Origin of the sequence: Segatella salivae DSM 15606 (assembly GCF_000185845.1) — a bacterium.
Lineage (GTDB): Bacteria > Bacteroidota > Bacteroidia > Bacteroidales > Bacteroidaceae > Prevotella > Prevotella salivae.
The window spans coordinates 1099836-1120935 of sequence record NZ_GL629647.1; the positions used below are offsets into that span (position 1 = coordinate 1099836).

At 42.5% G+C, this 21100-nt stretch carries 21 protein-coding genes; 7 read left to right on the forward strand and 14 right to left on the reverse strand.

The features are described from left to right. Positions 1–25: 25 nt before the first annotated feature. Positions 26–514 carry a hypothetical protein gene (locus HMPREF9420_RS04555; protein ID WP_007134284.1) on the reverse strand — a complete coding sequence of 163 codons (489 nt, stop codon included), beginning with the start codon at positions 512–514 and terminating at the stop codon, positions 26–28. A gap of 102 nt (positions 515–616) precedes the next feature. On the opposite strand from HMPREF9420_RS04555, the gene porE reads away from it, so the two are divergent. Beyond that, positions 617–2668, forward strand: a complete 2052-nt coding sequence (gene porE / locus HMPREF9420_RS04560; protein WP_007134285.1) for a PorE family type IX secretion system protein — start codon at positions 617–619, stop codon at positions 2666–2668. A 282-nt stretch (positions 2669–2950) separates the two neighbouring features. Here the strand turns inward: porE and HMPREF9420_RS04565 are convergent, their stop codons facing one another. The 3 genes from HMPREF9420_RS04565 to HMPREF9420_RS04575 are packed head-to-tail and all read right to left on the reverse strand — an operon-like array spanning position 2951 to position 4631. Beyond that, positions 2951–3313: a DUF5056 domain-containing protein gene (locus tag HMPREF9420_RS04565; protein ID WP_248628076.1), complete on the reverse strand. Its 363-nt coding sequence runs from the start codon at positions 3311–3313 to the stop codon at positions 2951–2953. Continuing rightward, positions 3300–3842 (reverse strand): RNA polymerase sigma factor, encoded by a 543-nt coding sequence (locus tag HMPREF9420_RS04570; protein WP_007134287.1) that lies wholly within the window; start codon positions 3840–3842, stop codon positions 3300–3302. The genes HMPREF9420_RS04565 and HMPREF9420_RS04570 overlap by 14 nt, the downstream gene beginning before the upstream one ends. A 3-nt stretch (positions 3843–3845) precedes the next feature. Then, positions 3846–4631 (reverse strand): DUF6249 domain-containing protein, encoded by a 786-nt coding sequence (locus HMPREF9420_RS04575; protein WP_052297299.1) that lies wholly within the window; start codon positions 4629–4631, stop codon positions 3846–3848. A 110-nt stretch (positions 4632–4741) separates the two neighbouring features. Between HMPREF9420_RS04575 and HMPREF9420_RS04580 the strand changes: the two genes are divergently transcribed. Together HMPREF9420_RS04580 and HMPREF9420_RS04585 are read left to right on the forward strand one after the other, a co-directional pair. Next, entirely contained in the window at positions 4742–6028 is a 1287-nt protein-coding gene (locus tag HMPREF9420_RS04580; protein ID WP_007134289.1) for a methyltransferase RsmF C-terminal domain-like protein, read from the forward strand. Then, on the forward strand, positions 6025–6507 hold the full coding sequence (locus HMPREF9420_RS04585; RefSeq protein WP_007134290.1) for a dihydrofolate reductase: 483 nt from the start codon (positions 6025–6027) through the stop codon (positions 6505–6507). The genes HMPREF9420_RS04580 and HMPREF9420_RS04585 overlap by 4 nt, the downstream gene beginning before the upstream one ends. Before the next feature lie 68 nt (positions 6508–6575). Here HMPREF9420_RS04585 and HMPREF9420_RS04590 read toward each other — a convergent pair whose 3' ends face one another. From HMPREF9420_RS04590 to HMPREF9420_RS04630, 9 genes are all read right to left on the reverse strand, one after another. Further along, on the reverse strand, positions 6576–7082 hold the full coding sequence (locus HMPREF9420_RS04590; RefSeq protein WP_007134291.1) for an Lrp/AsnC family transcriptional regulator: 507 nt from the start codon (positions 7080–7082) through the stop codon (positions 6576–6578). A gap of 97 nt (positions 7083–7179) precedes the next feature. After that, on the reverse strand, positions 7180–7653 hold the full coding sequence (locus tag HMPREF9420_RS04595; RefSeq protein ID WP_007134292.1) for an ExbD/TolR family protein: 474 nt from the start codon (positions 7651–7653) through the stop codon (positions 7180–7182). Beyond that, the gene (locus HMPREF9420_RS04600; protein WP_007134293.1) at positions 7650–8177 is read right to left on the reverse strand and encodes an ExbD/TolR family protein; all 528 of its coding nucleotides are present in this window, start codon (positions 8175–8177) and stop codon (positions 7650–7652) included. The genes HMPREF9420_RS04595 and HMPREF9420_RS04600 overlap by 4 nt, the downstream gene beginning before the upstream one ends. 2 nt (positions 8178–8179) lie before the next feature. Further along, a complete protein-coding gene (locus tag HMPREF9420_RS04605; RefSeq protein WP_007134294.1) occupies positions 8180–8695 on the reverse strand; it encodes a hypothetical protein in 516 nt (171 codons plus the stop codon). Continuing rightward, positions 8689–9537, reverse strand: coding sequence for a MotA/TolQ/ExbB proton channel family protein (locus HMPREF9420_RS04610; RefSeq protein ID WP_007134295.1), 849 nt, complete (start codon positions 9535–9537; stop codon positions 8689–8691). Before HMPREF9420_RS04610 ends, HMPREF9420_RS04605 begins: the two co-directional genes overlap by 7 nt. 15 nt (positions 9538–9552) lie before the next feature. Beyond that, on the reverse strand, positions 9553–10329 hold the full coding sequence (locus HMPREF9420_RS04615; protein ID WP_007134296.1) for a TatD family hydrolase: 777 nt from the start codon (positions 10327–10329) through the stop codon (positions 9553–9555). Positions 10330–10331: 2 nt separating this feature from the next. Further along, complete coding sequence (locus HMPREF9420_RS04620; protein ID WP_007134297.1) at positions 10332–11033, reverse strand: hypothetical protein; 702 nt, start codon at positions 11031–11033, stop codon at positions 10332–10334. A 25-nt stretch (positions 11034–11058) separates the two neighbouring features. Further along, complete coding sequence (locus tag HMPREF9420_RS04625; RefSeq protein WP_007134298.1) at positions 11059–12030, reverse strand: polyprenyl synthetase family protein; 972 nt, start codon at positions 12028–12030, stop codon at positions 11059–11061. A gap of 1 nt (position 12031) precedes the next feature. Continuing rightward, positions 12032–12757, reverse strand: coding sequence for an energy transducer TonB (locus HMPREF9420_RS04630; RefSeq protein WP_044079092.1), 726 nt, complete (start codon positions 12755–12757; stop codon positions 12032–12034). Positions 12758–13075: 318 nt separating this feature from the next. On the opposite strand from HMPREF9420_RS04630, the gene porQ reads away from it, so the two are divergent. Together porQ and cmk are read left to right on the forward strand one after the other, a co-directional pair. Then, positions 13076–14023 carry a type IX secretion system protein PorQ gene (gene porQ / locus HMPREF9420_RS04635; RefSeq protein ID WP_007134300.1) on the forward strand — a complete coding sequence of 316 codons (948 nt, stop codon included), beginning with the start codon at positions 13076–13078 and terminating at the stop codon, positions 14021–14023. Further along, positions 14020–14712 carry a (d)CMP kinase gene (cmk, locus tag HMPREF9420_RS04640; protein WP_007134301.1) on the forward strand — a complete coding sequence of 231 codons (693 nt, stop codon included), beginning with the start codon at positions 14020–14022 and terminating at the stop codon, positions 14710–14712. Before porQ ends, cmk begins: the two co-directional genes overlap by 4 nt. Before the next feature lie 185 nt (positions 14713–14897). Here the strand turns inward: cmk and HMPREF9420_RS04645 are convergent, their stop codons facing one another. After that, positions 14898–16871 carry a glycoside hydrolase family 97 protein gene (locus HMPREF9420_RS04645; protein WP_007134302.1) on the reverse strand — a complete coding sequence of 658 codons (1974 nt, stop codon included), beginning with the start codon at positions 16869–16871 and terminating at the stop codon, positions 14898–14900. Positions 16872–17942: 1071 nt separating this feature from the next. Between HMPREF9420_RS04645 and hflX the strand changes: the two genes are divergently transcribed. Together hflX and HMPREF9420_RS04655 are read left to right on the forward strand one after the other, a co-directional pair. Continuing rightward, the gene (hflX, locus tag HMPREF9420_RS04650) at positions 17943–19190 is read left to right on the forward strand and encodes a GTPase HflX (RefSeq protein WP_007134305.1); all 1248 of its coding nucleotides are present in this window, start codon (positions 17943–17945) and stop codon (positions 19188–19190) included. Positions 19191–19250: 60 nt separating this feature from the next. Continuing rightward, positions 19251–21098 carry a DUF4954 family protein gene (locus HMPREF9420_RS04655; protein ID WP_007134306.1) on the forward strand — a complete coding sequence of 616 codons (1848 nt, stop codon included), beginning with the start codon at positions 19251–19253 and terminating at the stop codon, positions 21096–21098. Positions 21099–21100 lie beyond the last annotated feature (2 nt).

Consider the following 21100-nt stretch of genomic DNA (forward strand, 5'->3'; position numbering starts at 1 on the left):
ATTTGATGAATGCCCAAATTCACGCTTAATTCTGCTTTTTCAAGAAACTTTCTATGGCTTTCCGACTCCTCAACGAGTCGGTTTCACGCTCATAATAACCTCTATAGACTCTCCTTTTAAGCCCAAACCACCTTTTATATATTGATATATAATCACTATTTGTGACAAAAGCTGCATAGTCAACTACAACTTCATACTCCTTGTCTTGATAGAGAACCTCATACGTTCCGCCTGTCATCACATAACTATAAAATAGTAAGTGCAATACCAAAACAGGCAAACTTAGCCATGATATCGCGTATAATGCTCTGGTCACGGCATTCGGATTACGCAGGCTTTGCACATAAAACCATCGAATAATCAAGGCACAACACGATGCCGGACCAAGTAACCAAAGGGTATCATTCAATGCAGCTGGCCACGCAATCTTCAAGAGAAGCGGTGGCATTTCCAATGCAAGGCACGTCCAAAACACGCCTATCAGCAGTCTGATAAAAACCTTTTTTATCTTCATATTGCGTTTATCAACCAGACAAAGATATAAAAATCTATCTGGAACTCCAATCAAAACTCACTAAAAACTATAATATAACTCCATGCAAAACGTTATCTATGTATGCAGAAATCCCACCTTATCATATATATTCTTGCCTGCCTTGTGCTCACCGCTTGTAGCTTAGAGCGTGCTATAAAGAAAGGCGATCAGCACCTATCTGTTGGAGAATACTACGACGCGGCAGTGCAATATCGCAAGGCTTACCAACAAACACCGACCAAACTACGCCGAGAACGTGGACTAATGGCAGTCAAAATGGCACGCTGTTATGCAAAGATTAACCAAACACAACGAGCCATTTCAGCCTTTCAAAACGCTATCCGCTATGAGCAAGCAACACTCAACGACAAGCTCATCTATGCCCAACTGTTGCTCAAAGACGGTCAATACAAGGCGGCAGAAAAGGCATTTCTCGCTCTGAAAGACTCTCTTCCTAACGACACTTTGATATTAAATGGTCTTGCTTCTGCACGCCAGGCACCCGCTTGGAAGAAGCAAGGAAGCAAGTATATCGTTAGGAAAATGGATGTGTTTAACTCTTATAAAGCCGACTATTCGCCTGTATTCTATGGACCAGACCACAACATTCTATATTTCACTTCAACACGAAAGGAAGCTTCAGGTGACGAACTTAATGGGATAACGGGAATGAAAAACGGAGATATTTTCTATTCCGAAAGAAACGATAAAGGCAAGTGGAGCAAGCCCGAACCTATTGGAGGAGAGCTTAATTCGGCTTTCGATGAGGGCGCATGTGCCTTTTCTCCCGACGAAAGAACTATGTATCTGACGCAGTGTTCCACTGATCCTGTCTCACCACGCTATGCTCGTCTCATGACATCTTCACGTAGCGATGCCTCATGGACTAAGCCTACCGAGCTTCCAATTAGCCATGACACGCTTTCTCTCTTCGCTCATCCTGCCGTGTCACCTGACGGCAATTGGCTTTACTTTACATCGGATATGCCGGGCGGAAAAGGCGGACTTGACCTCTGGCGCGTACGCATAACAGCAGCCGGACTCGGTGGAGTTGAGAATCTGGGAGCACCAATCAACACAGCAGGGAATGAGGAATTTCCGACTTTTCGGCCTAATGGCGACCTCTATTTCTCAAGTAATGGTCACGCCGGAATGGGCGGATTAGACATCTATATCGCACATTTCGACTCACAAGGAAAGGCTACGCTCTCCCACCCTGGCTATCCTTTGAACAGCAATGCAGACGATTTTGGCATGACTTTCGAGGGACCTCACAACCGCGGATACTTCTCTTCAAACCGCAATGACAGCCGAGGCTATGACCACATCTATAGCTTTGAATACCCCGAAATTGTGCAAACAGTCAAAGGATGGGTATATGAGAAGGACGGATATGAACTCCCTCGCGCCCAGGTTTATATGGTTGGAAACGATGGAACGAATCTAAAACTGAGCGTAAGAGGCGATGGTTCCTTCACCGAAACCGTCAAACCGGGGATTGATTACATCTTCTTGGCTACCTGTGATGGCTTTCTCAATCACCACGAAGCACTGAATGTGCATGCTGAAAAGGCTTCAAAAGAATATGTGTTGCAGTTTCCTTTGGCCTCAATTACAGCCCCAGTGCTGATTGATAACATCTTCTATGACTTCAATAAAGCCACACTTCGCCCCGAATCTACAGCCGCTCTTGATGACCTTGTGGCGTTGTTAAACGAAAACCCACATGTAACTATTGAGATATCTGCCCATTGTGACTACCGTGGTTCAGCCGAATATAACCTCCGTTTGTCTCAACAAAGGGCCGAAAATGTAGTGCGTTATCTCATCAGTAAAGGCATTTCTGCCGACCGATTAACGGCAGTTGGTTATGGAAAACAACGTCCGAAAGTAATCCGAAAGAAGCTTACAGAGAAGTACACTTGGCTGAAAGAGGGCGACAAACTGACTTCAGCATTTATAGAAAAGCTAAATAAAGAGCAACAGGAAATATGCAATCAGTTGAACCGACGCACAGAGTTCAGTGTGCTACGCACCACATATGGCATGTTTGATAAAGACGGAAAACTGAAAAAAGAGGCTGAAAAGATACAACAAAGGAAGGAGAATGAAACGCCCGACATTTACTTTTGACAACGTTGATTCCCACATTTTATAACGCAATTAATTCCAACTCATTTTTTGCATCATATCAAACCATCCCGTAAATTGCATCATTTCACGCCACGTTTTGCGTCATTTCACGCGGTAAAATGAAGCAAATCGCAAGACAATATGACGCAAATCATTATGTGAACTTTGGGGGTTCAAAAACCCAGATATAACAACAAAGAAAGCGAACAATTTGAGTTTGTTCGCTTTCTAAACTGCTTGAGTCTATCTATATGATTGAGAATCTCTTGCAAAACCAATTAATCAAATAAACCTTTTGTCACTTATCAAGACTTGATATACACCAAAGACTACTGCCGAAACAATGCCTACATATACCCATATCGCTGTAGTGAGGTTCAGTTCTGGCATGAAAAAGGAGGTCGAAAGACTATTCCAAAGGTGTGTCAACGCAACAAAAAGCACCTTCATTCCTTGGTGAACATAAAGATAAATGACCATCGCCACAGTGCAAAGTATCATCCACACCGTATTCAAACACTTTATTCTTGACTGCGGAATGCGTCGCATCACGCTGCGAGAGAAGCCTCGATTCTCTATCTCGGGCAGCGAATTGGCTTCAAAAAAGCGTTCTATCAACTTTTCATCTATATTATTTTCTGTCATATCCATTATGCTTTAGATAGGTGGTTAGTTTCTGTTTGCCTCGCGAAAGATGGCTTTTTACAGTCCCTTCTGTCATGCCGGTAATCTCTGAAATCTTATCAATGGCCTGCCCTTCAAGCAGTTGAAGTGTGATGCAAAGGCGCTCTTTGTCTGACAAAATGCAAAGCGCCTGCTGCAAATCAAGCTTCAAACCACAGTCAACGCCATTGGCTTTCTGTCCCAACATGCTTGGACTTTCGATGTTGTCTGTAGGTTTTCTACATTTCATATAATCGTAAAAGGTGTTATATGCAATGCGATAAAGCCATGTAGAAAAGCTGGAAAGTCCCCGGAAATGCGTGATATGAGTGTATGCTTTGACAAAGGTGTCTTGGGCAAGGTCGTCACTCAACTGAACATCTCCCCCGGTTTGAGCGAGAAAGAAACGCCGTATAGGCGACTGATATTTCACAACCAATCGGTCGAAAGCCTTTCGGTTGTGAAACACAGCCACCTGCGTTACGAGAGAGATATCGTCTAATTGTTTCACGCTTTATTTGTCTTGAGGATGAGTTTCGTCATTGTTTGAAGCCACTTCTGTGTCTTTCTCTTCCTTAAATTCAGGCATTCTATCTGAGAAATCATCATGCGTTTCCGTGTCTTTCTTACGAGAAGTCTTCCCAATAATCATCTGTCCAGCTCCCATACAAAGTACCAACGCACCTACACCAATAAGCTGTTCAGCACCCAAAAAGGCGAAAAGGAGCATGAGTCCAAGTCCTGTTGCGGCCGTCTTTACCCCACGTTGCCATTGCTGTTCATTCGAATAACGATATTGAGCCTGTGACTTTACGACGGAAGGAATAGGGCGTCCGCTCTCAATGGCTTTCTCTGTAAGCATCACTTTATCGTTATGTTTGCGGATGAGATAACGCAAAACAAGAACTATAATAATAAAAGGGGCGATGAGAAAGAAGAAGACTAACACCACAATCAATAAGGCAAAGATAACTGCTCCAACGCCCAATGTTCCCGTGATTGCCTTTAAGAACCATGGCGTATCATTCCAATCGTTACTATAAACAGCTGTACCTGAGGTGTAAGTCGTATCTACTACTGCTGTATCTTCAGCCGCATCATCCGTTGAAGTAGTGTCAGAAAAGGCTTCGATGCCCTTATCCTTTGCGCTTTTGTCTGCCGTTTGAGCAGCTTGATTAGAAGACTTTGCAGTGTGATGAACCGCTTCTGTGCGTGGCGTATGCCTATGATACTTAGCCATTGCGCCAGGAACCGTTCCGAATGTTAGCACGAACAATAGTGCGATTAATGTTTGTTTCATATTCATTGCTTTTTTAATTATTTCTGCTTTTTAGACGAACCACTTTATGGTTTAGTTGCAAAGGAACAAAAAAATTTTTAATTTTGCATGGTAGAACAAGACAACTGACGATGAAACTACCTAAAGAGTTTACAGCATATACGCGAGAATTGATGGGTGAAACGTGCTTCACAGCCTTTGAAAACGCAATGAATGAAGACGTTCCGGTCAGCATTCGACTGAATCCTTTCAAGCTCGATAGCACGCAAGTGAGCATAAAGGACAAGGAAACGGATGTGCCTTGGTGTCGTGATGCAATGTTTTTGAAGTCGCGACCAAACTTCACTTTCGACCCTTTCTTTCATCAAGGACTCTATTATGTGCAAGAGACGGCGTCGATGTTTGTAGCCCATGTAATCCGCGAAGTGGTCAAACGTCCCATACGAATGCTTGACCTTTGTGCGTCACCCGGTGGAAAATCCACTTGCTCCTATGCGGCTTTACCTGCCGGAAGCATGCTTTTTAGCAATGAACCGATACGTCAACGGGCGAACATTCTAAATGAAAACATATTGAAATTTGGGGTTCCTGATATCGTGGTTACAAACAATTATGCACGCGATTACCAGCAAAGCCGACTACAATTTGATGTTATCCTGACCGATGTTCCATGCTCTGGAGAAGGTATGTTCCGTAAAGATGCAGGGGCAATTGACGATTGGAGTGTGAAGAAAGTTGAGGAATGTGCCCGTCTGCAATGTGAGATTGTGCACGATATCTGGCCTTGTCTCAAGCCGGGAGGAGTGTTAATCTATTCTACTTGCACCTTTAATGCGCACGAAAATGAAGAGAATGTTGCATGGATAGCAAAGGAATTAGGTGCCGACTTCATAGAGATTCCAACAGAAAAGGCGTGGAATATCACAGGAAGTCTTGTGGATGAGCACCCTGTTTACCGCTTTATTCCTGGGCGAACTCGTGGAGAAGGGCTCTTCATGGCTGTACTTCGGAAACATGGAGAGACTGAAGTAATGTCTGAAGAAAAGCGCTTGAAGGAGATAAAGACTATCAATGAAAAGGATTTAAAAAGGCTACATGTGTTGTCACATGGGCCACTTCCCGACACAATAAAAGGCAAACAGGCCATTCCCGACCAATCAAAAGCCCTCTCAGTAGCGGCTGATTTAGAGAACTATCCACACGTTTCGGTAGATCTTCAGCAAGCCATTGCCTACTTAAGGACTGAGGCTATCACGCTGACTTCTGATGCTCCGCGAGGTATAGTGTTGCTCGTTTATCGTGGTTTCCCACTTGGTTTTGCTAAGAACTTAGGGAATCGCGCGAACAATCTCTATCCACAGGCGTGGAAAATCAAAAGTTCTCACATTCCAAATGATAACAATATAGTGATAGAATGACGCTCTCTCTTATTGCAGCTGTAGCCAAAAATCGAGCCATCGGCTATCAAAACAAACTGCTGTTTGCCATCAAAGAAGATATGGAACATTTCAAACGATTGACGATGGGCCATGTGATTATCATGGGACGCCATACGTTTGAATCGTTGCCGAATGGGGCTTTACCACATAGAAAGAATATTGTTATCAGCAAATCACAAACTGTTTTCAAAGGCTGCACTCGTGTTTCATCGTTTGAAGAAGCCTTAGCCATGTGCCAAAAAGAAGCAGAAGTGTTTGTAATTGGAGGTGAACAGGTGTATAAAGAAGCCATTTCACAGGCCGATAAGCTCTATTTAACGGAGATAGATGCCTTACCTCTGCAAGCAGATGCCTTCTTTCCAGCTTATGACGACTGGCAACTTGTGGCTCAAGAAGAGCATAAAAAAGGCAAAAGCAAGTCACTTGCCTTCGCCTTTTCTATTTATCATAGGTGCTAAGTGAATGCCTTTGCACCTATATTATAGTTATCTCATCTCGGGAAAGAATAGAGATGAGCATTCAATCCTTAAGCTTTTTCGTCGTCATCATCGTCATTATCTTCGTCCACTTGAATGTCGGCGATTGGCAATTGACGGTCAATGAGCATACTAAATGATATGATTGTTTCACTACGTGATAGCCCTAAAGGCTGCAATTTGTCGTGAATAATCTGCATCATATGGTGATTATTGCGCGCGTATAGCTTGATAAAGAGATCCATTCCGCCTGTAGTTGTGTGACATTCTACTACTTCAGGGATACGTTTTAAGGCATCAACCACGAGGTCATGCTTCTCTGGATTCTTCAAGTATAAAGCGATATAAGCGCACGTTTCATAACCAATCTTCTCGGGATCTATAATAAATTGTGAGCCCTTTAGTACGCCAAGTGAAGTTAATTTCTGTATACGTTGATGGATAGCTGCCCCACTTACATTACAGGCGCGCGCTACTTCAAGGAATGGAATGCGTGCATCCTCAGAAACAAGTCTAAGGATTTTCTTATCCAGTAAATCTAAATTATGATGTGACATGTTATATATTAATTTGCTTGCAAAGTTAGTATATTCGTTCGAATATTGCAACTTTATTTCTAATATAATGATAGATTGTTAGCTGATTTCACTTAAATTAGTGCTTTGTTTCTATCGCAGAGTAATTTATCTTCAATGCTTTTGCTTGACGAAGTGCCTGTTTTACCTCATTAATAACACTCATTTTTGTTGCTTTATCGGCTTTAATGGAGACCGTCATCAACTGTTGATCCTCTGGAGAAAGACTGCTTTTTTCTGCCGAAATGTAATCAATGATTTCGCGAGGTGTAACATATTTATCGTTCAACTGAATGCAAGAACCGTCAAAAATCAAAGCCTTTGCAGGATAATGAGCATTAGTTGGCCGGCCGATATGAATGTAACTAACGGCCGATTTCTTTGTTAAGCGCGTGAGTTCTGTACCTTGTGGCACCCGATATTGTACCTTAAGAGTTTCCTTTCTCATGTGGGTTACTATCATGAAAAAGAACAAAACAGAGAATATTAAGTCAGGAAGTGACGCGGTGTTTAAGCCTGGCATCTCATGAGAATGATGTCGAAACATACTCATTTTGAACCTCCTTTCTGCGCCGTTCCATAAGTTTCAGCAACCCGTTGAGGACAAAGTGTCCGCAGTTGCTCGCGTTGTTGCGCCGTAAGTTGTTGGTAAGAGCGACCGAATTTGGCTTTAGCTGTGCGGTCACGCCATGTGCGATAGGCAGTAACAAGCGCATTTTGAACGTGAAAATAAGCATCATAACTCGACTCAGGATTAGCATCTAAGGTGATGAGATGATTCTTTCCACGTGCTGTAATGAATTGAATAAGGCTTAAAGGAAGCTGTTTTTGCGTCATCGGTTTACCGTCAACAAGCAACTGATTCTGTGCCGTTATCTTGATTTCCAACAGCCGTTGGCGATTCACTTCAGTCTCATTTTGTTGCTGTTTGTGCTCCGCTGGCGGCAATTGTCTTGATAATCCCTTATCAATATCCATGGAAGAAGCCACCAAAAAGAATATCAACAGCATGAAAGATATGTCTGCTGTAGACGTAGTATTCAGTCCCGGTACACTATGTTTCCTATGTTTAAACATGCTCACTTCTTTGCTCCTCTGTAATATTTTGTGGCTCCATAGATCACCGAACCTATGGCAACGAGTAACAATATGACTGAAGTATAGATGAACATATCAGCTGTTTTCAGCCAAAACCAATCGCCATAAGGATGTCCATTGACGCGCATGGCACGACCAGATGATAGGAGAAACGACACGATTACAATGCCAACAGTACCTAAAACAACGCTCCGTGAGATGCGAGCGGCAGGCACATTGTTCTCTATTCCATTACCCCCGCCACGCAAACGATAAACACTTCGCACAACAGCCCATATCGAAAGAGCTAACGCAAGCACTGCCAACAGTGGCATAAATATCAACAATAAGTCAGTGAAAAGAGGTGCATTGAAACTCGGATTGTCTGCAAACGGACGGTCATATCCCACACAATAGAACAACAAAAACACCAAAACCGTGAGCGATATCAATAGATAAAGCACACGTTGTGATATCTTTTCCGTTGGCCAATGCCTTATATTGCTCAGTCTTAACATTCTTTCTTTAACTTATATTTCATCACAATATCCAATAAAGAGATAGCGCTTTCCTCCATTTGTGACGTGATGTGTTCAATCTTTGAAAGGATATAATTGTAGAATATCTGTAGAATCAGCGCCACAATAATACCAAATATGGTCGTCAGTAAGGCCACTTTCATACCCGAAGCCACGATAGTTGGGCTGATGTCTCCAGCCGTTTGAATCTGATCAAAGGCCATAACCATGCCGATAACTGTACCTAAGAATCCCAAAGAAGGAGCCATAGCAATGAACAAAGTAATCCAAGAGCAACCCTTTTCTAAGTTGGATGACTGCACCGAACCATAGGAAACAACAGATCGTTCGATGTTATCTATACTCTCGTTTATACGTTCTAAACCTTGGAAACAGATAGAAGCGACAGGCCCACGAGTATTCCTACACAACGCTTTTGCACCCTCTATATCACCTTGCATGATGCTATTGTCAAGGTCATTCATAAACTTTTTCGCATTGATTTCAGACAAACTGAGATATATAATACGTTCAATACAGAAAGCAAGTCCTATGACTAAGGCCAAAGCTACAAGCGACATAAAGCCTGCATCGCCTTCAATAAACTTGGTTTTCAAGGCTTGATGGAAGCCCTCGCTGGTCACTCCATCACCTAATAACGCACTACTATCTGCTGCAGCCTCATCCAATTGCGCTGCAAGGGCATCGTCATTTGCCGATGAATCAACTGCCGTTGTATCTGCTTTTGCTTGTTTTACACTCTTGTTCTGTGCTGTTACAGGGCCACAAGACATGGCTGTTAGCAGCAAAAGCAGGACAATACGTGCCATAAAATGTTTCATCTTTATTTCTGTTTATTATATTTTTGTGAATATACGCTTTACATTTTCTTCTGTCACACGCGCCACTTCATCAGCTGAAACCCCATAAACTTCAGCCAACTTCTCTAATACCAACCTCACAAAAGCACTTTCATTGCGCTCTCCACGATGTGGAACGGGTGTCATATATGGACTATCTGTCTCTAAGACTATACGCTCAAGAGGCACTGAAGCAGGTAAATCCTCACGCAGATGACTACTCTTAAACGTCAACACTCCACCGATTCCAAGTGCAAATTTGTCAAATTGTAGCAGCTGTTCTGCCTCTTTTTGATTGCCCGTAAAGCAATGAAAAACTCCTCCAACAAGTTGCTTTTCATAACGTTTCAAGATGTGTACCAACTCATTTTGAGCCTTCCGACAATGTATCATCAATGGAAGCTGCGCCTCAATTGCCCATTCTACCTGTGCTTCAAAAGCCAAAAGCTGTTGTGATTCAAAGGTTCTGTCCCAATAAAAGTCAAGTCCTACCTCACCAATGGCTATGAAATCAGCATCATGAAAGTGTGATTTTATCTTGTCAAGCTGGTCCTTCCAATCTGCTTTTACCTCCTCGGGATGCAATCCTATCATAGGATAAGCATAGCCAGGAAACTGCCGACACACGGCAACAACACTGTCAACAGACTTCAAGTCAATAGCAGGAATGAACACACGCCCTACTCCTTGTTCCTTCGCACGACGGATTACATCGGGCAAATCGTTCTTAAACTCGTCGCCATCTAAATGTGTATGTGTATCTGTAAATATCATTTTTAATATAAATGTTCCTCGTTTCGTCGATAATAATAAATCACTCCACACTTCCGACACTGCTCAAACCTTACCTCGGGAGGTTCATTTTGGAAGTGTGCCTCTATCTGATTCCACAGTTCAAGAATGATTTCGTCGACCTTAGGACGTAGTTCTTGCACCTTTTCTAAAGCCATCTGCGTTTGCTGTTTCAATCTAAGCTGCTGCTCGTATGCCTCATTAAAGATATCAAAATGCGTCGAAACCATACCAATAGTTGGGTTATATATGGCTCTGCCTCCTTGCGAAAGGCGTTTCTTTTCGCCTTCTATAATCTTTGGTCCCCAATCAAGTAATCCCTCAACCGATTTGAGATTGGCAGGCAAAGCCGTTGCCGTCTCTTCCAAACCATATAGCTTCAGCTGAGTCTTTCGTATCTCTCCACGCTCTACTGCCATAAGCAATACCTGGATAAAATGACCGACATACATCATCGCTTTGCGTTGAGGTTTCTCCACATAAGGTGCTCTTCGCGTCTGCACTTGCAATTGAAGAGCATATTGATCGACTGCAGTCTTGAGCTGATTGTAAGCAGGTTGGGCTACATTCATCGTCTTCCAGTCGATAAATCTACCATTAACAGTGTAGAGACTATCGTTATCAAGCAAGGTCTTTAATGCCTTAAGTCTGCTTGCATCCGTTTTAGGTAATCGTCTATAGGGCATGATTTACGTCTTGAAATAGGCTCAATTAATACGTTCTGTGCATCATATTTTGAACATAATGCCGCAATTCTGTCTTGCGTTTATCGTCAACTTGCACGGCATCAAGATACTTTTTACTTTCTTCAAAGAAATGGGTTATCTGCTCATTTGCCAGCTTATCAACACCCACCTTATTATATATAGCCGTTACTGCGGCCACTTTCTCATCGTTGTTAAACGTTTCTGCCTCCATCCAATGCTGCAGTTCTCGGCGCTGTTCGCTATTAGCCAAGTTGTAAGCATTAATGAGCATGTAGGTCTTTTTATTGCAAATGATGTCTCCTCCAATCTTCTTTCCAAAGACTTTTGGGTCGCCATAGACATCAAGATAATCGTCTTGAAGTTGAAAAGCAAGTCCAATTTGCTCACCAAACTTATACAAATAGTCCTGATCTTGCTTTGAAGCACCCGCCAAAATAGCCCCAATCTTGAGGGCACAAGCCAGTAACACGCTCGTTTTTAGACGTATCATCTCGATATATTCAGCTTCAGTGACATCGTTACGAGTTTCAAAATCCATGTCGTATTGCTGCCCTTCACCAATCTCTAAGGCTGTTTCGGTGAAGGTATGAAGTACATCTGACAAATAGATTTGACTGCATTGAGCAATACGTTCATAGGCAAGAACCAGCATAGAATCACCGCTAAGAATCGCTGTATTGGCATTCCATTTACGATGAACTGTTTCATGTCCACGCCTCATCTCAGCGTTATCCATGAGGTCATCGTGTAATAAGGTGTAGTTATGATAGGTTTCTAATCCGCACGCCGGCATGAGAATAGACTCTACATCGTCTTTAAACAGCCCATAAGCCAATAGCATCAACACGGGCCTTATACGCTTTCCACCCATTGAAAGCACATATTTCACGGGGTCATACAGGCCACTTGGCTTGCGGTCATACCTTAGCTTGCTTAGAAAGTCGTTGACTTTCACTAATAATTCATCAGCATTCATGTTATAACTTAAAGTTTATCGGAATCGCAAACAGCGTCCGACAAGGTTTATTTTTGTCTATACCGGGCTTCCATTTTGGCATCATTCGCACAACACGTAAAGCCTCTTGATCAAGCAAAGGATCTACACTTCGCTCCACCTTTTCATTCGTTATAGACCCATCTTTGTTGATAATAAACGACACAACGACCTTGCCTTCAAGGCGCTGTTTCTGTGCCAACACGGGATAATGTAAGTTCTTTGTGAGCCACTTCATAAACTCAACCATGCCTCCCGGGAATTCAGGCAGCTTCTCAACAATACGGAAATGCAATGGGTTATCATTCTCGTCAACAGCTACCTGGGATTGAGCTGTGGTGGTGTTTGACTCATCTTGCGTGTTTGTACGCACGTTTTCACCGCCCACTCCCTGTGTCATATCGCCATTGTTCGGACTGATTTTATCGCCTAACTTAGGGTTTCCGTCAACAGCTTTGAGTTTTTCGGTAACCGCATGTGAGGCAGAACCCGATGCAACCGAAATCATATCGCGCGTATCCATGGCAGGCATGAGCTCGATATCTTGGCTCATATCATCGGTTGTTTCATTGTTGTGCTCGTCTGATGTGGGTGCAGAGGTATACTCAAAACTCACATAAAGCAAAGCCAACACAAACACTAACCCCAACAGAAAGTTTGTTATCCGCTGGTGTTCCAAGTCTGCTTGATATGATTTCTTTTTCTCCACGCTGTGCAAAATCCATTTTCTTTCGCCACGGCTGATGGCTGATTCACTCACCACCACTAACACATTGTTATTCAATGTGTTTCAGATAGCCGTGCAATCTACGCCATTTCGTCTCACAAAATGCCTCATTTCATCGTTTAATTAAGGCCATTTCATCCACTAAAATGACGCAATTCGAAAGCCTCTTTAAGGCAGTTCAAATGCTCACCCCATTGATAGGGTGCTCACATTACCTGCAAAGGGCTTCACATTGTAAGGCAAAATTAATGCTTATATTTGAAAAAAAACGTATCTTTGTCGAATAATTAGGAAAATTAAATGAAAATAACTGCATTCGCACTTCTATTAATTCTAAGCGTGACTCCATCCAAAGCGCAGGATAGTCAGACGGGATTTAACTTCCTAAGACTACCAGTTAGTGCTCACGCGGCAGCCATTGGAGGAGACAATATCACGATGATTGAGGATGACGAAGCACTCATTTTCAACAACCCTTCGTTGCTTTCGAGCGTCTCAGATAAGTCAATCAACCTCAACTTTATGCACTATATGCGTGGTGCAAACATGGCAAGTGCGGCCTTCAATCGTAACATTGGAGAGCATGCTTCATGGGCTTTGTCGGCACAATATCTTGATTATGGCAAGATGAAAGAGGTCGATGCAGACAACGTTCAAACGGGAGAATTCAACGCAAAAGATATCTCTTTGGCAGGTTATTTCTCGTATATGCTCGCCGAAAAGCTTGCTGGTGGCATCGCAATGAAGGTCATAACATCCTATATTGGAGACTATAACTCCATCGCAATGGGTGTCGATTTAGGACTTAACTACTATGACAGTGACCATGAATGGAGCGTCTCTTTAGTCGCTAAAAACCTTGGAGGACAACTCAAATCTTACGTTGATCGATACGACAAAATGCCTTTAGATGTTCAGTTAGGAGTTTCAAAACAGCTCACGAGTACACCGATAAGGCTTTCTGCAACGATAGTAGACATGAATCATTGGAACTACAAACTAATCGATCATCTCATAGTAGGCGCCGACGCATATCTATCAGAAAGCTTCTGGATTGGACTCGGATATAACTTCCGAAGAGCACATGAGATGCGCATCTTCGACACATCTGGTGAGGCAAAAAGCCATGGGGCAGGCTTCAGTATGGGTGCAGGCTTGAACTTAGAGCGGTTCAAACTCAACCTCGCTTATGGCAAATATCACGTTAGTAACAATTCAATCATCATCAATATTGCATATACTTTATGAAGAAAATCACTATCGCCATTGATGGTTTCTCGTCATGTGGCAAGAGCACTATGGCCAAAGATCTGGCTAAACAGTTAGGATATATCTATGTAGATACAGGCGCAATGTATCGTGCAGTGACGCTATTCGCCATGCAACATGGGCTCTTCAATGCCGACGGCAGTGTCAAAACACAGGACCTTCAGCAACAAATGAGCCATATAAACATAACGTTTAAGTTCAACAAACTCACGGGAAGACCAGACACTTATCTTAATAATGAGCTCGTAGAAAGCAACATTCGAACGCTTGAAGTGAGTAATCACGTGAGCCAGATTGCTGCAATCCCCTTCGTGAGAGAAGCCATGGTAGCGCAACAACAGCGTTTAGGTAAGGACAAAGCTGTGGTGATGGACGGACGAGATATAGGCACTGTGGTGTTCCCTGAGGCTGAGTTGAAGGTGTTTGTTACGGCATCTGCTGAGGTAAGAGCACAGCGCCGATATGATGAACTCAAAGAAAAGGGCATGCCTGCCGACTTTAACGACATTCTGAAAAACGTCGAAGAACGCGATTATCTCGATAGTCATCGCGAGGTAAGTCCATTGCGTAAGGCGCCCGATGCCATCGAATTAGACAATAGTCACATGACCATTGCCGAACAAAGTGACTGGCTCATGAAGCTGGTTAAAGAGAGAATCGGTGAATAGAAGCATGAAACAAATCATGAAAACGTTGCTAACAATCTATTCATTACTATCAAAACATAAAACAATATAAAATGAAATAGGATTTCTACCATTATAGATTGAGTAGAAATCCTATTATTTTTATCCTATAAGTAAATAGAAAATAGGTCACAAAACCTATCGTGAAGCGCAACGCTTCCACGCACTTACTCGTTCACAATGACGCCACCACGGGGCTGAACCATTACCTTCAACAAGCCATTTTTACCTATTTTCTGTCGCTTCATGCCTGGAGTGAGCCACAAAGAACCTGCTTTTTTCGGGCCATCTGCATACACTTTAACCTCCTTTCCGGCAAACATTGGGAGATGAAGTGTCATGGAAATAGGTTGCTCTTCGGCACTAATGGCAGCAGCATACCACTTTCCTTCCGTTGTCTGTCGAGCCACAGCAAAGTGTTTTCCGGGGTAACCTGCAAGGAAACGAAGGTCTTTCCACGTTGTTGGTACTTGCTTTAACCATTCCTTTTCGAAGTCAGGCAGCCCCTCAAGTGCATTGGGTGTCAACGCAACGCAATTCACACTACATTGATTTGTGATTGCCGTTGCCATCTCAAAGATGTCACCTGTGAACCTCTGATGACGGCTTTTGTTGTCCTTACTCATGTGATGATTCATCAAGATTCCACCCCAATCAAAGGCTGCAACGGCATTCCTTGTGAAGGGATATAAGGCTAATTGGAACGCCTCTTGACGTGCAAAGTACTCCGTAAAGTACACATTTTCGCTCGCCAAGGCAGCCTCATTAGCGATAAAATTGGGATACATTCGCTCCCAACCCCTTGGTAAAGTGCAGCCATGGAAGATGACTTGAAGTCCATATTCGTTAGCATCGCTGAGGATATCTTGGAAGAGTTGCAGTGTTTCTTGCTTGTCACCACCGAAGAAGTCGACTTTAATGGCCTTCACACCTATCTGCTTCATCCACGCCATGTCACGCTTTCGAGCTATCGAATTGCTCATAATGTTACGGGGACCTTGCGGTGCATCGTTCTCCGTTCCATTGCTGTTATACCACAACATCAAACTAACTCCTTTGCTCTTTGCATAGTTTGCTAACGCCTCTATACCCTTTCGACCAATTTGTTTGTCCCAAAGTGCATCGACAAGTATGTACTCATAGCCCATTGTTGAAGCCACATCAATGAACTTTTTCTGGTCTTCATAGTTACAACTTTCATCCATCCAAAGGATCCAACTCCATGTATAGCGCCCGGGTTTATAGTCATTTTGTGTAGTATAAAGAGGTTCAACAACGTCATAAGGAATGGTTGTTTCCACGATGGGTTGCAGCGAATTACCAACTGTTATCGTGCGCCATGGCGTGCTACTTGGTAAGGGAATAGAGGCAAACTCGCTACCAAACCCGTTGTTTTCTCCTGCTTGTGGGTAGGCAATATGATATCCTTTCGTGGGCTCATATTCGGATAATCGGCAGCCCGGATAACTCGCAGTACCAGTTTCTGAGATAAGAATCCACGTGTTGTTTCCTTTATTTGGAATTCGAAACAGACAGGGAAAAGTATATCCTACGCCATATTTCGACTTGTCAGTAAGGCGTGCATCGGGGACAAACTCCTCCTCATAACTCGGTTTAGTGCGTTGCCATCCCGACATAGGTTGTATTTGTGGCGTCATAAAAGTACGCGTTTCGTCGGGGAAATTGAAACTACTCGTCTCTCCATATACAACTGCACATCTTGGGTTTTCATCCTTTACAGGCAATAAGGTATAGCGATACGCCACATCATTATTAGCAATATAAAATGTAATCTGCAACGGATAACCTTTATCATTGACTAATTTCAGTGTCAACATTGTGGCCTTTTGGTCTACATGTGCACGCTTTGTGCGCGTCATATCATAAACAGTTTGTACCGCCTTTTCAGTGGCTTCAACAATCTTCATGCCTTGTGTGAAGTCACCATAATCGGCTTTCAGTCCCAACTTTGAAGGCTTTATCACCTCCAATCCGTCATAGTTCAGTGTATAAGTTGGCTGTCCACCATCGTCTCTCACCGTGAGATGGAGCCGTTTATCAGGCGAAAAGGCCGTGTGTTCTGATGCAAAAACAAAGGTAGTGAGGCTCAAAGCCCATAGCGACAAAAGGAGTTTCTTCATGTAATAGTAATAAAATTGTTTCGGTGATACAAAGATAAGACTAAATTTAAGAATGGCAAATGGTTTGCAAAGAAAAATCTTTCACAGCAAGACAAAAAGCAAAAAGAGACCTTAAACATATCGCTCCATCAAAGGAAATAATAGAAAGAGATAGCTGATTTATGTAAAAACATACTACCATTTTTAACACTTTGCAATGACATCAAATAGAGATAGAATTACAAGAAAACAGGAATCTTTCCGCCCTTTTAATGACAAAGCAAGACGATTTGAATCACCTTACATCCTAAAACGACCCACTTTGCCTCACTATTTGCTTCAAATCACACGCTAAAATGCACTAAATAGAGATACAAATTAGTACATTTTGCGTCATTTTCTATCGTTATTTCAGGACACTTTTCAACACATTTCATCTAACTATCTGATAATCATTGCACTGCAAAACGCATAAAATAGCAATCATTTCCAACAGAAATATACTTCAAAACAGGCAGCCTTAATTTTATGAAACCTATTGTAAAGATAAATCAAAACCTTTAACACATCTCGCGTTCCTATATAAAACGTGTTCTCAAAGCTGTTGAACCAAGAGCATAATGATTTGATTGCTAACAGCCAAAGCACCTTAATGGGCTAAAAAAGAAAAAGCCCCGACGACACGTCGAGGTTTGTTTCTTCATAACATGTTGGTTTGATTTGTTTCTAAATAGTTTTTTGTTTTTTGAAAATCAGTGTGATATCCATTATCATCTAAGCGCAAAATTAAGTAAAACTTTCATTGAATCGCAATTAAAACAAGCAAAAAAGGCAAATACTTACGTAAACGTTTACAAGGGATAACAGGCCAATTCGCTGTGTAAATATAGGCTACAAGAGAATTATTATGCCCAATAGCACCAAGTGAAACAAGGCATTTTCAGTGATTCATAAAAAAAGAATACAGGCTGATATACGCCTATTTTAAAAACAAAAAGACTTACTTTTGGCTGTTATTTTCTTGTGTTTATCCTATGAACTATCACGTTTATTTATTAAATTTGCACCATACTATATTTATAAAACCATTTAATGAAAGAATTTGTAATCTCTGAAGTCAAGGCCGAAACCGCCATTTTGGTGGGTCTTATCACCAATACGCAGTCGGAAGCCAAGACAAAAGAATACTTAGATGAACTTGAATTTCTTGCCGATACGGCTGGAGCTGTGACGGTGAAACGCTTTACTCAGAAGGCCAACGGACCCAGCTCGGTGACTTATGTGGGTAAAGGTAAGTTAGAAGAAATCAGAGAATACATCGAAATGTGTGCCGAAAATGAGGATCCAATCGGTATGGTTATCTTTGATGATGAGTTATCTGCCAAGCAGATTCGCAACATAGAGAACGAACTAAAGGTAAAGATTCTCGACCGAACATCCTTAATTCTTGACATATTTGCTATGCGAGCACAGACTGCCAACGCTAAAACGCAGGTGGAACTTGCCCAACATCGTTATATGCTTCCACGCTTACAACGTCTTTGGACACACTTAGAGAGGCAGGGAGGTGGCTCTGGTTCGGGTGGAGGTAAAGGCTCTGTAGGACTTAGAGGACCAGGAGAGACGCAGTTGGAAATGGACCGTCGCATTATTCTTCAACGCATAACGTTACTTAAACAGCGTTTAGAGGAGATTGATAAACAAAAGAATACGCAGCGAAAGAACCGCGGTCGGATGATCAGAGTGGCCCTTGTGGGCTATACAAATGTGGGCAAGAGCACGATAATGAATCTGTTGTCAAAAAGTGAAGTGTTTGCCGAGAACAAACTATTTGCCACCCTTGACACCACGGTTAGAAAGGTTGTCATCGACAATCTGCCTTTCTTGCTGGCTGATACAGTAGGCTTTATTCGCAAACTCCCTACAGATCTCGTCGACTCCTTTAAGAGTACACTCGACGAAGTGCGTGAAGCCGACTTATTGTTGCATGTGGTTGACATCTCACATCCAGACTTTGAAGAGCAGATTCAGGTAGTAGAGAAGACGCTCTCTGACTTGGGTTGCAGTGAAAAACCATCGATGATTATCTTCAATAAGATTGATAATTACCACTGGATAGAGAAAGATGAGGATGACCTTACACCCGAAACGCGTGAGAATATCGCCTTAGAGGACTTAGAAAAGACGTGGATGGCTAGGCTGAATGATAACTGTTTGTTTATTAGTGCGAAAGCAAAGATCAACATAGATGAATTCCGTCGCACGCTATATACAAAGGTTCGAGAGCTTCATGTGCAAAAGTATCCTTACAATGACTTCTTATATCCCGAGGTGGAATAAATCTCTTTACTTCGGCATTCATAAATAAGAACGATGATTTATATATCATAAATAAACACCATGCGACAGCTTTCAGATGAAGAAATAAGGATTCTTGAAGACCGAAATTGCTGGGCTGAGGATTGGACCAACGTGCATGTGTCTGATGATTTCAAACCAAACTACATGCATCGTGTCATGCTTTACGGCGAGGTTTCTATTGGTGACTTCGATAAAAACATTGAAGTGAGCCGTGGATTCATGAAACATTCGGGCATCAACAATGCGACATTGCGCAACGTAACCATTGGAGACAACTGCCTCATTGAGAACATTGGCGGCTTCATTAATAATTATACGATTGGTGACGACTGTTATATCAGCAACGTAAATGCAATGGAAACCACCGATGGAGCTACCTATGGAGAAGGTAATTTGATTTCAGTGCTCAACGAAGTAGGCGATGGTAACGTCATTCTTTTTAGCGAATTGAACAGTCAGTTTGCAGCTTTCATGGCAAAACACTTTTGTGATAAGCCACTGAAAGATGCCATTCGACGCCTCATCAACGAAGAGATTGCACGCAAAAGACATGAGCAAGCCTACATCGGAAACAATGTAAAGATAGTCAATACCAAAGAGATTACAAATACAATTGTTTATGATGATTGCGAAATCAATGGTGCTTCACGACTCAGTGACTGCACAATTCTAAGCTCACCGGTATCAAATGTGTACATCGGTACGGGTGTAATATGCGAAAATTCGATAATTAGTGAGGGCTCAAGTATCATTAACAGCGTTAAGATTCAAGATTGTTTTATTGGTGAGGCCTGTCAAATCAGCAATGGTTTTACGGCATCTTCAAGTGTATTCTTTGCCAATTCATACATGAGTAATGGGGAAGCTTGCGCCGCGTTTTGTGGCCCTTTTACGGCCAGTCACCATAAAAGTAGTCTACTAATTGGAGGCCAATTCTCGTTCTATAACGCTGGAAGTGCGACGAATTTCAGTAACCATGCCTACAAGATGGGACCCATTCATCATGGTGTTTTGGAGCGAGGCACGAAGACAGCAAGCGGTGCTTACATACTTATGCCGGCTCATATTGGGACGTTTTCTGTATGCTTTGGCAAGCTAATGTATCATCCGGACACTCGCTATTTACCATTCTCTTACCTCATCGCTTATGGCGATACGATGTATCTTTCGCCTGGAAGGAATATCACAACCGTAGGACTTTACCGCGACATTAGAAAGTGGCCAAAACGCGATGTGCGTCCAGTGGGCAGCCAAAAGAGTATCGTTAACTTCGATTGGTTATCCCCTTTCTCGGTTGGAGAGATAGTAGAAGGGAAGCAAATCCTTGAGAAACTACGCGATGCTTGTGGCGAAAATGTAGCTACTTACACCTATCATAATTATGTTATCAATGCAAGTTCGCTCAACAAAGGCATCAAATATTACGATATTGCCTTAAGAATTTACATGGGAGCCGTATTGAAACGCGTGATAAAGAAATGGGGAAAAGTAGATCTTCCAACAACAACCATCGGGCAAGGGAAATGGAATGACCTCAGCGGATTACTGCTTCCAGAAAGTGAAGAGATGCGTTTGCTGAGCGATATCAAGCGAGGTGAGCTTGAAACTATTCAAGAAGTAACAGACCGTTTCAAAGAGATTAATCGCAATTATCGCGAATATCAATGGGCATGGACTTATCAATTGATTCTCGACTACTATCACCTTACAGAGATTACTGATGCAGATGTTGAGCGAATTCATAAGGATTACGTACATGCCCGACGTGCTTGGATCGCGGAAATCCGTAAAGATGCCGAGAAAGAATACGCCATGGGAGACGTCGAAAAGCATGTACTTGACGACTTCATCCATAATCTTGACCACGAAATTGATTTCGAAAATTAAAA

Coding starts and splice junctions, on each gene's coding strand:
- HMPREF9420_RS04585 (WP_007134290.1), top strand. CDS start 6,025: ATGACGCTCTCTCTTATTGCAGCTGTAGCCAAAAATCGAGCCATCGGC.
- cmk (WP_007134301.1), top strand. CDS start 14,020: ATGAAGAAAATCACTATCGCCATTGATGGTTTCTCGTCATGTGGCAAG.
- porE (WP_007134285.1), top strand. CDS start 617: ATGCAGAAATCCCACCTTATCATATATATTCTTGCCTGCCTTGTGCTC.
- HMPREF9420_RS04555 (WP_007134284.1), bottom strand. CDS start 514: ATGAAGATAAAAAAGGTTTTTATCAGACTGCTGATAGGCGTGTTTTGG.
- HMPREF9420_RS04615 (WP_007134296.1), bottom strand. CDS start 10,329: ATGATATTTACAGATACACATACACATTTAGATGGCGACGAGTTTAAG.
- HMPREF9420_RS04655 (WP_007134306.1), top strand. CDS start 19,251: ATGCGACAGCTTTCAGATGAAGAAATAAGGATTCTTGAAGACCGAAAT.
- HMPREF9420_RS04600 (WP_007134293.1), bottom strand. CDS start 8,177: ATGTTTAAACATAGGAAACATAGTGTACCGGGACTGAATACTACGTCT.
- HMPREF9420_RS04610 (WP_007134295.1), bottom strand. CDS start 9,537: ATGAAACATTTTATGGCACGTATTGTCCTGCTTTTGCTGCTAACAGCC.
- HMPREF9420_RS04575 (WP_052297299.1), bottom strand. CDS start 4,631: ATGAAACAAACATTAATCGCACTATTGTTCGTGCTAACATTCGGAACG.
- HMPREF9420_RS04595 (WP_007134292.1), bottom strand. CDS start 7,653: ATGAGTATGTTTCGACATCATTCTCATGAGATGCCAGGCTTAAACACC.
- HMPREF9420_RS04605 (WP_007134294.1), bottom strand. CDS start 8,695: ATGTTAAGACTGAGCAATATAAGGCATTGGCCAACGGAAAAGATATCA.
- HMPREF9420_RS04590 (WP_007134291.1), bottom strand. CDS start 7,082: ATGTCACATCATAATTTAGATTTACTGGATAAGAAAATCCTTAGACTT.
- HMPREF9420_RS04620 (WP_007134297.1), bottom strand. CDS start 11,033: ATGCCCTATAGACGATTACCTAAAACGGATGCAAGCAGACTTAAGGCA.
- HMPREF9420_RS04565 (WP_248628076.1), bottom strand. CDS start 3,313: ATGACAGAAAATAATATAGATGAAAAGTTGATAGAACGCTTTTTTGAA.
- HMPREF9420_RS04625 (WP_007134298.1), bottom strand. CDS start 12,030: ATGAATGCTGATGAATTATTAGTGAAAGTCAACGACTTTCTAAGCAAG.
- hflX (WP_007134305.1), top strand. CDS start 17,943: ATGAAAGAATTTGTAATCTCTGAAGTCAAGGCCGAAACCGCCATTTTG.
- HMPREF9420_RS04580 (WP_007134289.1), top strand. CDS start 4,742: ATGAAACTACCTAAAGAGTTTACAGCATATACGCGAGAATTGATGGGT.
- porQ (WP_007134300.1), top strand. CDS start 13,076: ATGAAAATAACTGCATTCGCACTTCTATTAATTCTAAGCGTGACTCCA.
- HMPREF9420_RS04645 (WP_007134302.1), bottom strand. CDS start 16,871: ATGAAGAAACTCCTTTTGTCGCTATGGGCTTTGAGCCTCACTACCTTT.